12 protein-coding genes are annotated in these 15,079 nt (G+C 64.7%); 4 read left to right on the forward strand and 8 right to left on the reverse strand.

The genetic code is table 11. The features are described 5' to 3' along the window. Positions 1-33: 33 nt before the first annotated feature. The 6 genes from ACZ5U1_RS14295 to ACZ5U1_RS14320 all read right to left on the reverse strand — a co-directional run bounded on the left by ACZ5U1_RS14295 (position 34) and on the right by ACZ5U1_RS14320 (position 6,948). Positions 34-1,476 carry a hypothetical protein gene (locus ACZ5U1_RS14295; protein ID WP_464780572.1) on the reverse strand — a complete coding sequence of 481 codons (1,443 nt, stop codon included), beginning with the start codon at positions 1,474-1,476 and terminating at the stop codon, positions 34-36. Positions 1,477-1,967: 491 nt separating this feature from the next. Continuing rightward, positions 1,968-2,528 (reverse strand): 2OG-Fe(II) oxygenase, encoded by a 561-nt coding sequence (locus ACZ5U1_RS14300; RefSeq protein ID WP_464780573.1) that lies wholly within the window; start codon positions 2,526-2,528, stop codon positions 1,968-1,970. Between the two features lie 36 nt (positions 2,529-2,564). Further along, positions 2,565-4,238, reverse strand: a complete 1,674-nt coding sequence (locus ACZ5U1_RS14305; RefSeq protein WP_464780574.1) for a ShlB/FhaC/HecB family hemolysin secretion/activation protein — start codon at positions 4,236-4,238, stop codon at positions 2,565-2,567. A 169-nt stretch (positions 4,239-4,407) separates the two neighbouring features. After that, a complete protein-coding gene (locus ACZ5U1_RS14310) occupies positions 4,408-5,151 on the reverse strand; it encodes a metallophosphoesterase family protein (protein WP_464780575.1) in 744 nt (247 codons plus the stop codon). Further along, positions 5,135-5,908 (reverse strand): nucleotidyltransferase family protein, encoded by a 774-nt coding sequence (locus ACZ5U1_RS14315; RefSeq protein WP_464780576.1) that lies wholly within the window; start codon positions 5,906-5,908, stop codon positions 5,135-5,137. Before ACZ5U1_RS14315 ends, ACZ5U1_RS14310 begins: the two co-directional genes overlap by 17 nt. Positions 5,909-6,090: 182 nt before the next feature. Next, positions 6,091-6,948, reverse strand: coding sequence for a tetratricopeptide repeat protein (locus tag ACZ5U1_RS14320; protein WP_464780808.1), 858 nt, complete (start codon positions 6,946-6,948; stop codon positions 6,091-6,093). A gap of 268 nt (positions 6,949-7,216) precedes the next feature. Here ACZ5U1_RS14320 and ACZ5U1_RS14325 point away from each other — a divergent pair, with 268 nt between their 5' ends. The 4 genes from ACZ5U1_RS14325 to ACZ5U1_RS14340 all read left to right on the forward strand — a co-directional run bounded on the left by ACZ5U1_RS14325 (position 7,217) and on the right by ACZ5U1_RS14340 (position 13,481). Beyond that, positions 7,217-9,694 (forward strand): cyclic nucleotide-binding domain-containing protein, encoded by a 2,478-nt coding sequence (locus tag ACZ5U1_RS14325; protein ID WP_464780809.1) that lies wholly within the window; start codon positions 7,217-7,219, stop codon positions 9,692-9,694. A 238-nt stretch (positions 9,695-9,932) separates the two neighbouring features. Then, the gene (locus tag ACZ5U1_RS14330; protein ID WP_464780577.1) at positions 9,933-10,814 is read left to right on the forward strand and encodes a hypothetical protein; all 882 of its coding nucleotides are present in this window, start codon (positions 9,933-9,935) and stop codon (positions 10,812-10,814) included. Between the two features lie 5 nt (positions 10,815-10,819). After that, positions 10,820-12,616, forward strand: a complete 1,797-nt coding sequence (locus ACZ5U1_RS14335) for a cytochrome c3 family protein (RefSeq protein ID WP_464780578.1) — start codon at positions 10,820-10,822, stop codon at positions 12,614-12,616. A 16-nt stretch (positions 12,617-12,632) separates the two neighbouring features. Next, positions 12,633-13,481, forward strand: coding sequence for a metallophosphoesterase (locus ACZ5U1_RS14340; RefSeq protein ID WP_464780579.1), 849 nt, complete (start codon positions 12,633-12,635; stop codon positions 13,479-13,481). 70 nt (positions 13,482-13,551) lie between these two features. Here the strand turns inward: ACZ5U1_RS14340 and ACZ5U1_RS14345 are convergent, their stop codons facing one another. Together ACZ5U1_RS14345 and ACZ5U1_RS14350 are read right to left on the reverse strand one after the other, a co-directional pair. Beyond that, on the reverse strand, positions 13,552-14,364 hold the full coding sequence (locus tag ACZ5U1_RS14345) for a hypothetical protein (protein ID WP_464780580.1): 813 nt from the start codon (positions 14,362-14,364) through the stop codon (positions 13,552-13,554). Continuing rightward, positions 14,361-14,804, reverse strand: coding sequence for a hypothetical protein (locus tag ACZ5U1_RS14350; protein ID WP_464780581.1), 444 nt, complete (start codon positions 14,802-14,804; stop codon positions 14,361-14,363). The genes ACZ5U1_RS14345 and ACZ5U1_RS14350 overlap by 4 nt, the downstream gene beginning before the upstream one ends. Positions 14,805-15,079: the final 275 nt, after the last annotated feature.

Below are 15,079 nucleotides of genomic sequence, written 5' to 3' on the forward strand. Positions count from 1 at the left end.
GCCTGCCGCCTCCTCTCCCCTCCGTGGGAAGACTCAGCGACCCAACAAGCCTCCCAACAGGCCGGTGACTGGCGCGACCGGGCTTTGCTCGCCCGTCGATGGAGCCGAAGCGCCAACGAGCAATCCGGTTACTGGCGCCAGCAGCGATTCCCCGCCGCCACTACCGCCTGTGGGCAGTGCCGGAGCCAGCCCGTTGACGGCATCAAGGACGGGGGAGACGACGCTGTCGACGGTGGATGTCACCGTGGCGACGACGGGCGCGGTGCCAGTCACGACCTGATTGACCGCAGCGCCCGCTTCCGCCCCCAGCACGCCGCCGACGAGGTTGCCGACCGGTGCGAGCCCGGCCTCCACACCCGCCGTGGTTGTCGGGACCGCCACATCGACGATCGTCCCCTGCGTCAGCACATCGGCGGTCAGCAGTTGACCCTGCGCCGGGGCCGTGGTGGACGGCAACAGGTTGACCCCGGCGAGCGTGCCGCTGGTGGAGGGACCCGTTACCGCCTCACCACCGACATTGGCGCCGATCAGCGGAGCGCCAAGCAGCGCGCCCGGCGCTTCGCCGCCACCGCCGAGCGCACCTGTCAGGCCGCCCGCGACAGTCTCGACCAGACCCGTAACGGGGGCAAGCGCACCATCGCTGCCGACAAGCGGCGCCGTTATGGGCGCCAGCGCGCCGTTCAGCGTGTCGAGCACTGGCGCCGTCACCTGGGTGGCGGCGGAGGTTACCGTTGCCACTACGGGGGCGAGGCCATCGGTCAACTGGGTGACGGCGCCGCCCGCCTGATCGCCCAGCAAGGTTCCGGCGAGCGAACCCACAGGCGCCAGTCCCTGCTGCACGCCCGCAACCGTGGTCGGCAGAGTGGCCTGCACAACGGTGCCATCGCCGTTCAGCAGATCGACCGTGGCAACGGTTCCGGTCGCGCCACCGGTGGCGGACAGGGCGTTGAGGCCGACCAATGATCCGGAGCCTGTCGGACCCGTGATCGGCTGATTACCCAGATTGACGCCGATCAGCGAGCCGCTGGTCGGGCCAGTCGGGCCGCCCGGACCACTGGGGCCGCTCGGTCCAGACGGGCCGGTGGGGCCAGTGGGACCTCCGGGTCCAGTAGGACCGTTCGGTCCTGTTGGGCCGCTGGGGCCTGTTGGGCCGCCGGGGCCTGTCGGACCACCTGGCCCCGTGGGACCGCCGGGACCTGTGGGGCCACCTGGACCGGTAGGGCCACCGGGGCCAGTGGGACCGCCGGAACCATCTGGGCCGTTGGGGCCGGATGGACCACTCGGACCACTCGGACCGCCAGGACCGGTCGGGCCGCCGGGACCGGTTGGACCCGACGGCCCGGAGGGCGTCTTGCCCCCTGCCGTGCGGACACTGAAGCCCACGCCGTCGGAGCAGGCGCCGAGTAGGAAAAGCGGAATCGCCGTGGCGCAAAGCAGCAGACGCCGCCCTGACCGCGCTGGCCCAACCAAAGACATGCTATAACCTCCCTGTTCAATGCGAACATCATCGCAAGGCCACAAGGTTAAGCACGGCATTCCCTTACGGCTTCTTCTAAAATCACCGATTTGGTGAGATTGGGGTGTTGGGGACGAAAAGATGTGAGAGGGGATGTGGGAAGCGTGGGGTTAGGTACGCAAAGGGCGCGAGGGTGCGGGTTTTTGGTTGAAAAGTGGGGGCGAGGATAAGGGAAATGGGTTGGGTGAGGTTTTAAGCGCGCAAAAGGGCGACGATGGGATATTTTTGGGCTTTGTCCATTTTGGTTCGATCTTTCCGATGCAGTCGGCCGTGGGAAGAAGCCTGCTCCCTCTCTCCTTTAGGGGTCGATGAGAGGCGCGTGACTCTCATCGAGGTTGGGGAGAGGGGAGCGACGGTCGTGCTTTACAGTCCCCTCTCCCGCCTTCGCTGCGCTCGGCACCCTCTCCCCTGAAGGGGAGAGGGGACTGTAGCGCTTCGATGACAACTCGCCTCACCGCCATCGAGGCCCCTCGACCCAGGTCACCAGACTCCGCCTCACCCCCACCGTCACCGGCAACACCCGATGTTGCAGGAAGGACGGAAAGATCAGCAGGCTTCCCCGCGCCGCTAATGTCGCGCCGGGTTGAGCCACGCAGAAAAACTCGAACGCGCCGCCTTCATACTCCTCCGGCTCCGACAGTTGCACCACGACCGACAGCTTGCGGTCGAAGGGACGGCCTGACCCCAGCCACACATCCTGATGCCAGTCATATTTGCCCTGCTGGGTGGCGTGATATTCGGTGAACTGCACTTCATAGGGCGCGACGATGTCCACCCCGAAATTGGTCCGGTTGGAGGCGCCGACAAATTGCATCACCCGGTCGATAATGTCTTTCTCCCGCAACGGATCGAACCAGCGGATGATGGAGGATCGATAGGCCTGATCATTGCGGCTGCCGTCCGCAAAGCCGACCGTCGCCGACTGGTCGGCATAAAAGTCCGCCCGCTTGACGATGGCGTCGCATTCGGCGGCCGTCAGTGCCGACGGCCACACTTCCCACACATTATTCATGATCTCAGCCTTCCTTTGCGTACACGCAAAACGGGGTCAGAAGGCGCGGCCGATCCCGAAGAAAAAGCGCGCCCGGCGCGAATCCGCGCTGGCGATACGCTTGATCGGCACGGCAACTTCCGCGCTCGCTCGCCATTTGCTGCCGATACCGATGCGCACGCCCCCACCCGCCGATGCGAGCGAGAAATTTTCAGGCGGCAGGCGGTAATAGGGCCGCGCCACCGCATGCGCGACCGCGCCATCGGCATAGGTGAAGAGCGTTGCCTTCTGCAAAACCCCGGATCGCGCAGGGGTCCAGCTTAATTCAGCGCCGCCCGCGACGGCCTGTTCGGCGGTCCTGATCCCCACCGGAAACGCCATGCCAGCGCCGCTGCCGCCCAGCGAAAAGCGCTCTGTCACCGGCAACCTGTCGCGGGAATATTGCGCCTTTGCATTCAGTTTCAGGGCGACGCGCTTCGACAGGGTGCGCACGGCGACCGCCTGCACATTGACCTTGGTGAAGATTTTTTCCGAAAAGCCGGTGAAGGCCCGCGCGCCCAATAGGCCCACGCCACGGCTGACGACCGCCGACAGGGCTTGTCCCTGCCGCTGGTCGGAATGCGACCAGGACGCGCCCAGCCGCAGCGCCCGCGATTTATAGTCGCCAAATCGGACATCGAGGAAATAATTGCTGCTGTCGATGCCGTCGATCGAGGCGTTCACAATCAGGTTCGTCTTGTTGGACCGGACCAGCGCATGGCTGATCGCCACCCCCACCAGCGTCGCTTCCCCCTCGATCGGCCGGTCACGCACGCGGCTTTCGACATGGGCGATATTGGCCGACAGGGTCGTGCCGTTGCTGCCGATCGGGGTGGAGTGGCTTAGGGAAAAGAGTTGATAGCGTTCGGGGTAGAAGGGCAAATAGCCCGCGATCCGAGTGCTGTCCCCTTCGCGCAGTAGCCCATTGGCCGTGACCGACAATTGCGCCTGCACGCCGTCGATCACGTTGCTGACGGTGCTATTGTCGATCAGGATGCCGATCTGCACCTGCTCGCGCTTGACGATCAGGTCCAGGATCAGATCGCCTTCGCCGCCGCCCTGCCGCACTCGCGCCTCGACGCTTTGGCCCGGTATGTCACGCAGCAGGCCCAGCGCGCGTTCCAGCGTCGCCTTGCGCAGCGGAGTATCGCGCTTCAGCCGCCGCATCTGCGCTTCGATCAGGCGGGTCGGCATGCTGGGGGAAACGCCCGCCAGCCGATATTCCTTCACCCGTCCTTCGACCACCCGCACGATCAGCTGTCCTCCTGCGGGCACCTGTGCCGGGATGGACACGGAATAGAAGGCGATGTCGCTGCGGGCGTAGGCATCGCTTACCGCCTTCGCCACCGCCTGCAATGTCTCGCGCGTCAATGGCCGTCCGATCAACGGAGCCATCGCCTTGCCCAGCAGCGGCACGGGCAGCGAGCTTCCCATATAATGCGCCCGCGCCAGCCTGACGCTCTCGGCCGAACTGCCCACCGCTCCGACCGCAGGGACGGGCGCGGCGACAGTGACGGAAGGCGCAGGCGCAATTCCCGGTGCAACCCGATCGGCCCTGTCCCGGTCGATCACGGGCGCAGACGCACCCCCTCCCGCCCCGCCGATCTGCGCCGTTGCAGGGGCGGTCATTGTAACGAGCGCCACCGCCGCCACAATCGCCTTCAGCCGATCCAGAACCCTGTCGAAACCCATTTGCCCCATGCCGCCCCGCGCCATGGAAAATGGCGACTGCCAGCATCAGGGCCTAGAGCAATGTCTTTGCGATTTGCCCCCGAAATAGAACCGATTTGGTGCAATTTCGGCCGATTCTCCATCGGGACAAGCGGCAATCGTCACCAGATTGGCGGGACCACCCCGCCAGTCACAGCGCGATCAGGGCGTAGGGCCGATCGAACCGTTCCGACACGACGAACTGCGCGCAATTATAGACGGGAACGCCACGCGGCGTGCGACCTTCAAAAGCGCCGCGATGGGCGTGGCCATGCACGGCGAAACGGACATTGTCGAACCGGTCGATCGCCTCGGCCAGCCGCGACGAGCCCAGAAATGGATAGATTTCCCGTGGCTCTCCCTCCACCGTGTCCTCCACCGGGGCATAATGCAGCACGGCCACGCAACGGTCTGTGCGCAACGAACGGAGGGCATTTTCCAGCTTCCGCGCTTCGTTGATCGCTTCCTCGACGAAGGTCTTGATGCCCTTTTCCCCGAAGGCGCCGAGTTCGCCCCGGCCGAAACCGCCGACAAAGCCCTTCACCCCGGCAAAGCCGACGCCCTTTATCTCCACCGCCTGGTCGTCCAGCACAGTGACGCCCGCGCCATGCAATATGCGGGCGACTTCTTCGGGCTGGCCGCATTCATAGTCGTGATTGCCAAGCACCGCGACCGTGGGGATCGTACAGGCGCGCAAATCCTCCGCCAATATCTCCGCCTCGCGCGTCTTGCCGAAATTGGTGAGGTCGCCGCACAGCGCCAATATGTCGGCCTTTTCCGATATCTCCTCGAACATCGCGCGGTAACGATGCTCGGACGTGTCGGTGACATGCAGGTCCCCGATCGCGGCGAGGGTCAGACCTTCGTGCCGGGCTGGTTCATTTGTTGCGGTCATGGCTCTCCTCAAGGCCCTTGCCGACCACATCGGCGAAGCCCCATTCGGTGATGTCGATCAGATAGTCGCGCGGGGACAGCAGCCGCCCCCGGCATACGCGGATGTTGGGTACCGGCAGTTCCGCCCGAGTCTGCAAGCGGCCCAGCAGTTCCTCGAAAAGCCAGAGCGGTATGCAATGGCGTTCGGTCGGATAGATGAAGCGGAAGTTGAGCAGATGGATCAGCAGCAATTCCCAATGCAGCTCCATCGTGTCGAGCAGCCATTGCCAGTTGATCCGCTCATGCTGGCGCAGGATGACATGGACGACATCGGCACCGTCATAGCGATAACGGTCCTGGATGAAGATTTTCGACAGGATGAATTCGGTCGGCGGCGTGATGCGGACGTTGATGCCATAGACCTGCGCATGATCTTCGGCGCGGAACCATTCTTCGGTGACGGGGACGCTGGCCGATGAGATGTTGTAGATCACGTCGAAGAAGTTCTTGTCCTTCCAGACCTTCCCGATCCAGCGTTCGTCCTCAAATTCGACTTCATGGCCGAGATGCTTGAAATAGGCGAGGATGCGCGGCGCGTCTCCGGCCTTGCAGAAGACGTCGAGGTCTTTGGTCGGGCGGACGATGCCGGTGTGACAGCCCAGCGCGTAGGTGCCCGAAAGCATGAAGGGGATGCCGGATTCCACCAGATGTTGGAGGCTTTCGGTGTAGAAGGCCACCGAGTCCGGCGGCGGATCGAAGATCGCGGGGTCTGCTGTCATTTCAGCAAGGCAACGGGTGAAGATCGCGAGTGTTCCGCTCCGCCCCCCTTAATCCTCCCCGCGCTGAAGGCGGGGGGAGGGGGACCATCCGCAGGATGGTGGAGGGGAATTACGCAGGTCGCGCTCCTTCCCCTCCGTCAGACCGTTGGCCTGCCACCTCCCCATCTGACGATGGGGAGGATTTATCTGACCCCCGGCACCCCCAGCACCCGAGCCTCATCCTTCAGCCTGCCCACCTGTCCCGGATTAGCCTTCCGCGCCGCCTCGAACGCCGCCTGTGCCTTGGCCGTTTCACCCAGCGTCATCCGACTGCGCATCAGCATGATCCACCCCTCGACATTGCCCGGATTGGCCTTCAGCTTCGCCTCCAGCCCCGACACCATGCCCTCGATCATCGCGTCCTGCTGTCCCTTGGGAAGCTGCGAGGCGGCTTGCATCTGCTCGCGGCTTGGGCCGGGGATCGCCGCCGTCGCGACCGAACCGATCGGCGGATGGGGGGCCGTGGGCTTCACCGCCGCCAGCCGCTGCGCAACATCGATGTCGTTGATCTTCCCCACCTGCTCGATCGTCCGCCGCAGGTCCGCTTCCCACGGAGCCCCCGGCGGCGTATCAGCCAGCAGCGCCAGCCAATCGCGGATCGCGCCCTCATGGTCCTTCGCCAAATCCTTGCGCACCGCTTGGAAATAGCGCGCGCGGGGCTCCTTGGGGTCGAGCTTCACCGCCTTGTCGAAAGCCTCCGCCGCTTCCTTGGGCATCGGATCGCGCTCGCTCGCCATCACCACCGCTTCGCCCAGCGACGACCAGAAGGTCGCGTTGCCCGGCGCCAGCTTCACCGCACGGCGATAAGCCCGCGCAGCATCCGCATGGCGCCCGGCCTCAAAATAGGCCCAGCCGAGCATCTGCCAGCCTTCCGCGTCATTGGGGTTGGCGCCTACCCTTTCCTGCAAGCCGCGAATGACGCTTTCCGGGTCGGGTTGCCCCGCCGCCGCGAAGGGCGCAGAAGCTGCGGCCTCCTCCTTCTCCGGCCGGTCACGCCACATATTATAGCCCACCGACACGACCGCCAGCGCCGCCGCCCCGATCAGCGCCACCCGTCCCATGCTCAGTTTCGCCGCCACGTCATCCCCCTCGAAATCACCAACTGCTCTCTAGCGCCGCCCATTCAAATTGATAGAGTGCCCAAAGACTTGATCCGCGCACCATAAATCGGCAGGGGCTAAAGCCGGGGCTGCGGGTGATCTCGCAAGAGGGGGGTATCAAGTGACTGACCGCGTGCGTATCGCGATCGTCGGGTCGGGACCGGCGGGGATGAGCGCGGCCGCGCGCGCGGCGCAGCTCGGCATCCCGCATCTTCTGATCGAAAAGACGGACCATCTGTCCGACACGATTTTCAAATATCAAAAGGGCAAGCATGTGATGGCGACGCCCAGCCAGCTCGTGCTCCGTTCCGACTGCGATTTCGACGCGGGCAAGCGCGAAGCGATCCTCGGCCGCTGGAATGAGCAGGCCGCCGCCCAGGGCCTCAACATCGCCTATAATGCCGAAGTCAAAGCCATCACCGGCATCGGCGATCCCATCCCCGGCAGCATTCACAAGATCGTCGAGCGCAAACGCGATGGCACCACCGAAACCAAGGAAATCCAGCGCCTCGCCCCGCCCTACCGCCTGACCCTCTCCAACGGCCGCGAAGTCATCGCCGACGCCGTCATCATGGCGATCGGCACGCAGGGCAATCCCAACCTGATGCGCGTCCCCGGCGCAGACCTGCCCCATGTCCAGTATCAGCTGGACGACCCCGCCGATTATAATGACGAACATATCTTCGTCGTCGGCACCGGGGACGCGGGCATCGAAAATGCGATGGGCCTCGCCGCTGACGAGGCGCAGGGGAATGTCGTCACCATCCTCAACCGCTCGACCGAATTCGCCAGCGCCAAACCCGCCAACGTCAAGGGACTGATGGCCGCCGCCGAAGCAGGCCGCCTCTCCATCATGACCGAGTCCACCACGGCGAAGATCGAGCCCGGCTTCATCACCCTCGACAGCCGCGATGGCGAGGTGAAGATGAAGTGCGACCGCATCATCGCCCGCATGGGCTCGGCCCCGCCGCGCGCCTTCGTCGAAAGCTGCGGCGTGGAATTCGCCAGCAACGACCGCCTGGCCTTCCCGAAGCTCTCCCCGGTGTTCGAAAGCACCGCGCCCGGCATCTTCGTGATCGGCGCGCTGGCGGGCTATCCGCTGATCAAGCACTGCATGAACCAGGGCTATGACGTTGTCGAGTTCATCAACGGCAACAACGACCTGAAGCCCGCCGACGAACCCATCCTGGCCGCCAAATTCGCCGCGCTTCCCGAAAAACGCAGCGTGTCCGAATGGCTCGAATATCTGCGCACCAACGTCTCGATCCTGGAAGGGCTTTCCCCCCTCCAGATGCGCGAGTTCATGCTCGACAGCGAGGTCCGCGCCTATCGCGCTGGCGAAGTCATCTTCGAAAAGCACGACCCCGGCTCCTCCCTCTTCGGCATTGCGGGCGGACAGGCGCTGGTGGAGGTCGCCCCCGCCACCGACGTGCCGATCGACCAAGGCTCTATCTTCGGCGAAGTCGGCCTCATCTCAGGCCGCCGCCGTGGCTCGACCGTGCGCGCGGGCCAGGACTCGATCATGGTGGAGGTGTCGCGCACGGCGGCGCTGAAGCTCATGTCCTCCAACCCGCCCGCCAAGCGCGCCATCACCCGCATCTCGACCGAACGCCAACTGCTCCAGATGTTCGGCTCAGGGCTGACCCCCGCCGATCTCGCCGAAGTGCTCGACACCGCCGAGATCAAGACCGTTAAGGCGAGCGAGGCGATCCTGACCGAAGGCGACCTCGGCAATGACATCTATGTCATCCGCGTCGGCTCCATGATCGTGGAGAAGAAGATCGGCGGCAAGAACGTCTTCCTCTCCTACCTTCCCGCTGGGTCCTATGTCGGCGAAATGGCGCTGATCGCGGGCGGCCCGCGCACCGCCACGGTCAAGGCGACGGTCAAGTCCGAGGTCATCAAGCTGAACGGCGACGCCTTTGCCCGGCTGATGGCCGCCAAGCCCGCCTTGCTCGAACGCGCCCGCCGCGACATGGCCGCGCGGCAGGACGTCAACGCCTTCATCGAAAGCCGCAAGGACAGCTTTTCCACCGTCGTCGACATGTATTCGGAAACGGCGAAATTCCTGGTCGATAACGGCATCGGCGAAGCAACCGACGTTCTCCTGATCGACGAGCATCTCTGCGTCGGCTGCGACAATTGCGAGAAAGCCTGCGCCGACAGCCACGAAGGCCTCTCCCGCCTCGACCGCGAAGCCGGGCGCACCTACGCCCATCTCCATGTGCCGACGAGTTGCCGCCATTGCGAGCATCCGCACTGCATGGCCGACTGCCCGCCCAACGCCATCCATCGCGGCCCGGACGGCGAAGTCTTCATCGACGAAACCTGCATCGGCTGCGGCAATTGCCAGCGCAACTGCCCCTATGGCGTGATCCGCATGGACAGCGTGCCGCCGAAGAAGCCGGGGCTGCTCAGCTGGATGTTCTTCGGCTCAGGCCCCGGCCCCGGCGAACCATCCAAGAAATGGCGCTACAAAAACACCGAACCCGGCGTCGAAAAGCCAAAAAAAGCCATCAAGTGCGACATGTGCTCCGGCATCGAAGGCGGCCCCGCCTGCGTCCGCGCCTGCCCCACCGGCGCCGCCATCCGTGTCTCGCCGGAGGATTTCCTCACCGTCGCCCGCTTGGACCGGGAGGCGAATTGAGCATGGGCATCTCTGCCTACATCATTTCCGTCATCCCCCCGCAGTCGGGGATCGATCTCCCAGCTAATGGCAATCCCCTACCTCCGTTCGCCCTGAGCTTGTCGAAGGGCTTCACTTTTCTTCAAGAGAGTAAGGGGCTTCGACATTTAAGCGAGACAGGGGGCTCGCTCAAACAGCCCGAACGGATGAGAGCTAATTTCGATACGATCATGCTCCACACCAAAGCGAACACGCTCTGATGGCCACCCGAGCAACCCCGACCCGCCCGCGCCGCACCAAGGGCGAAACCCTCCACGACGGCTTCCTCCGCCACGCGAACTTCCGCTGGCTGAAGATCGCCACCATCCTCTGCATCCTCACCATCGCCAGCTATCTGTTGATCGACGTCACCCCACACCACAATGGCGGCAGCTGGTACGGCTACACACTCGGCACCATCGGCGTCGGCCTCATCCTCTGGCTCACCCTGCTGGGCCTGCGCAAGCGCGCCATGACGCGCGGCCGCTGGTCGCTAAAGGCATGGACCAGCGCCCATGTCTATCTGGGCCTCAGCCTCATCGTCATCGGCACGCTGCACACGGGCTTTCAGCTTGGGTGGAACGTTCATACGCTCGCCTATGTGCTGATGATGCTGGTGATCCTTTCCGGCCTGTTTGGCATCATCGTCTATGCGACCCTGCCCACAGCGCTCAGCAACAACCGGACGGAAATGACGCAGGTGCAGATGCTCGAAGCGATCCGCGCCATCGACCGGCAGTTGCATGACGCCGCCCAGCCCCTGCCCCACGATCAGGCCAGCCTAGTCCGCCAGTCCCTCAACGACGACCCCTTCGGCGGCAGCCTGATCGCCCGCCTGTCCGGCCGCTACCCCCGCTGCGCCACCGCCGCCGCGCAGGCATCGCTCCGCCATTGGACCGGCGACCATCCCGACACAGGTAAGGAGCCGCTCGAAAAGATCGATGCCCTCCTCGAACGCAAGCAGGCGATGCTCGCCCGCCTCCGCCGGCACCTGCGATTAAAGGCACTGCTGGAAATCTGGCTCTACCTCCATGTTCCGGCCACCTTCGCCCTGCTCGCCGCGCTCACCGCGCACATCGTCAGCGTCTTCTTCTACTGGTGAGCGCAATGAGCTTCACAGTCCGCCAGATCAGCCTGACCGCAGACGGCCGCGAGATCGTCCGCAGCGCGACGCTTGCCAAGCCGCAGCTGTCGCTGGGCCGCGCATCGACCAACGACATCCACCTCCCCGACCTCGCGCTGGAACCCGATCACGCGCGGATCGAGCAGCTCGACGCCCGCACCCTCCGTGTCCGCGCCACCGGCACCCTCGGCTTCGACATCGAAGGCCGCACCACCCGCTCGGCCGACATCGACACGGCCAAGGGCGCGGAACTGCGCTTCGGCGGCCATCGCATCACCGTCAGCAGCGAAGACGGCGCGACAATCCTCTCCATCCGCCGCGTCGATGCCGTCTCCGAAGCCTCGGAGGAAAAGGAGGAGGCCCGCGTCTTCTCTCTCGCTCGCCTCGCCCCGCCCAAGCGCCTGACCGCATGGGGCCTTGTGCTCGCGATCCTCATCGGCTTCCTCGCGGTTCCCATCTACAGCTACGCCACCCGCCCCGCCGACGATACGCGCAACATCTACAGCGTGAAGGGCGACGGCGCCTGGTCCTCCGGCCCTCTGAGCCAGGCCCACCACGCGCTCGAAGGCAAATGCGAGACCTGCCACCAAAAGGCGTTCGTCTCCGTCCGCGATTCAGCCTGCCAGACCTGCCACAAGTCCGTCCACGACCACGCCCCCGCCGCCCGCATCGCGGCGGCGCGCGCGGAACCCGGCATCGGCGGCAAGTTCCTGGCGACTGTCGCCGCCACCTTCGGCAAGCCCCCCGAGGGCGCCTGCGTCGATTGCCATCGCGAACATGAAGGCGCTGGTCCCATGCAGCCCGCGCCCCAGGCCTTCTGCACGGACTGCCACGGCAGCCTGAAGGACCGCCTCAAAGACACGAAGCTCGCCAACGCCAGCGACTTCGGCACCGCCCACCCGCAATTCTCGGCGCTTGTCCAATACAACCCCGGCAAGCACCCCAGCTTCACCCGCGCCAGCCTCGACACCAAACCGATGGACGACAGCGGCCTCAAATTCCCGCACGACGTCCACCTGTCCAAAACCGGCGGCGTCGCCCGCATGGCGCGGACGTTGAAGGCACAGAACGGCTATGGCGACGCCCTCGCCTGCAAGGATTGCCACCGCCCGACCGCCGATGGCGTGCGCTTCATGCCCGTCGACATGGAACGCGACTGCCAGTCCTGCCACAGCCTCGCCTTCGAAACGATCGGCGGCACCGTACGCACCCTGCGCCACGGCCAGCCCGAACAGGTGATCGCGGACCTGCGCGCCTATTACCGCTCCACCAGCCCTGCCACCCCGCTCTCCCTCGGCGGCATGGCCCGCCGCCGCCCCGGCGACTATGCGCAGGGCCGCGTCTATCACGCCTATTTCGGCGCAGTCGCCGCCCGCCCCTCCCGCGCCGACGACGCCATCCGCGCCGTCTTCTCGAAAGGCGGAGCCTGCTACGACTGCCACACCGTCACCGGAGGCGGAATCAACTGGCAAGTCACCCCCGTCAACCAGCCGATGCGCTACATGATGAATGGCTGGTTCGACCACAAAGCGCACAGCACCGAAACCTGCGAAAGCTGCCACGCCGCGCCCAAATCCCATGACGCGCGCCAGCTCCTCCTGCCCGGCATCGACAGCTGCCGCACCTGCCACGGCGGCGAAAAGTCCCGCGCGGACGTGCCCTCCGGCTGCGCCATGTGCCACAGCTATCATATCGGCGACGGCGCGCCATGGACGCCCGCCAATCAAACCGTCAGAAGAGATCAGGCCGACAGACCGCGCAAGACAGGCCGCGAGAGTTGAGGGGGGAGCAAGGACCATGCTGATCGCCCAGATCACCGACATTCACCTCGGCTTCGACCCCGGCAACCCCGCCGAGCTGAACCGCCAGCGTCTGGATCAGGTCCTGCGCGCCCTGATCGATGGCCCCAACCGCCCCGACCTGTTGCTCGCCACCGGCGACCTCACCGATCAGGGCGATCCGGAAAGCTATCGCGCCCTGGCGCAAGCCTTCGCCGCCTGCCCTTTCCCGGTCTGGCCCTGCATGGGCAATCATGATGACCGCGCCAACTTCGCCGCGATCTTCCCCCACATCCCCCAGCACGACGGCTTCGTCCACTACGCCATCCCGCTGGAAAACCGTCGCATCCTCGTCCTCGACACGCTGGAGCCCGGCCGCCACGGCGGCGCCTTCTGCGAAGCCCGCGCCGCATGGCTCGCCGCCCGCCTCAATGAGGACAGCGCCACCCCCACCCTCATCGTCATGCATCATCCCCCGGTCGAAGCTGGGATCGAATGGATGAACACCCACCCGGACGAGCCCTGGGTCCAGCGCTTCGCCGCTACCATCGCAAGCCGCCCCAACATCGCTGCGCTGCTCTGCGGTCACCTTCACCGCACCATCACCGCGCCGTGGCAGGGCACGACCGTCGCCATCTGCTCCTCCACGGCGCCCCAGCTCGCGCTGGACCTGCGGCCAATGGATCCGGACGCCCCGGACAACCGGCCGATGATCATCGCCGATGCGCCCGCCTACGCGCTCCACCGCTGGACGGAGCATGGCCTTGTCACGCATTTTGAAACGGCGGACGATCATGTCGGGCTGGCCAAGTTCGACACCGGCATGCAGCCGCTGGTCCGCATGCTGATGGATGAACGGCCGGCGTGACGGCGGCGTCGCATTGGTCATCCAGCGAAGACGGGGATCGAACGTGTCCTGACGGGCGCCGCCAGCTTCTCTATTGAGGGGTCGCTGGTGCAGCCACATGCTCTACCGACGCGCTGCCTCCATCCTTGGCGGTTTCGTCTTCAGCCTCCGCTGTCACCGTCGCCTGTTCTGCAACGAGCGCTCGCAAGCGGGCCTTGCGGCCGCCCATCCGATTGATCAACCCGCCAAGATGGTTCCCGAAACGCACCTCCCCTGACCAAACAACCGGCGTCGCCCGTGCCAACAGAGAGGGCAGCGGCATGTCACTTGGCTCGCGCGGTCGAATATCGACAGCTTTTGGCATTGGCTGCGGCAAAGTACTGCCGAAAATGCCCCCCATAAGTGCGCCTTTAAGCAAACGCCCTGCCGTCAATACATCACGCTTCTGGCCTTGAGGAAAGTCGCTGTAGACGGACACGACACCCAGGTCGGTGACGGTGCCTGCCGCAAGCTGCATCGCCGAGGAGCCAAGCGAAAAGGCGGTATCATTGGCCCCTTCCACCACCCAATTCCCCGGATCAAGTTCAGCGATGTAGAGGCGCCGCTCCTTGTCCTTCATTGCAGGCTTGATGAGGTGAACACGGTTGTCGAGGACCCATCCTCCACGCGGTATCTTGCCGCCGGGCGGCGGCGTGGGTGTGGCAATATCGTTCTTCGCCGGATCATAGCGGCCGAGGATCAGCGTGCCGTACAACATGGCATCGTCCAGCTTGCCGATTTCCACCACCACATAGGCTTTGGTAGGATCGAGTGCCGATGGCACCTTGCTGAGCCCGCCGGATGCTGCTGCTGGCGCGGCCCAGGCGGTTATCATGGCAAACCAGAAAATAAGATATCGCTTCATTCTACCAGCACCTCCCCCACAGGCTGTTCCGCAGCGACGAGCGCGAACATGCGATCTATCCGTGCTTCACCTTCCAGCTTCCTGATTTCCGCATGGCTTGCCTTGTCGATCGAACGGCGCTCATAGCCCTTGTCCGCCATGCAAGTTCTTTCGACGCGTGAAATCAACCGCCGCCGTTCCCGGCTTGCCGCCATTGAAGCAAAGAAAGAGCCTATACCCGCAGCTATGGCGTTGTTGGCCGCACTCGAGCCATAGGCCATGAAACGAATATGTGTCGTCCGCACGCCACCTGCGAGTTCCGTACAATCGTTCACATCGTCCATGTAACGATCGCGGCCAATGCCGCGTTGATGGAAATAATAGGGACCTTCCGCCAAGGCCGGCGTGGCCAAGCAGAATAGCGCAGCCACCGTTGCTGCCCCCATGCAAACAGGCTTCATGCAGATCCCCCTTCAGACTCTCTATAGCGAGCGTATCACTGCGGCAATGCCAGCTTTGAACTCTCAACGGTTGGCAGCGGGATCAGTATTTGGAAGCAGTCGCCCGTTCCCTACTCCATCGTCCCCATCGCATTTCGCTCCCGAAACATGATAGGCTCGCGCGCGGCCGTCGTCGGCGCCACGATCGGCGGCAGCAGGAGACCAGCCAATGGCCCGGAACGACGACGATCTGTCAGCGCTCGATGTGCTCATTGTCACCGCGCTGATCGGCCTCA

The organism is Sphingobium sp. TomTYG72 (assembly GCF_055394715.1).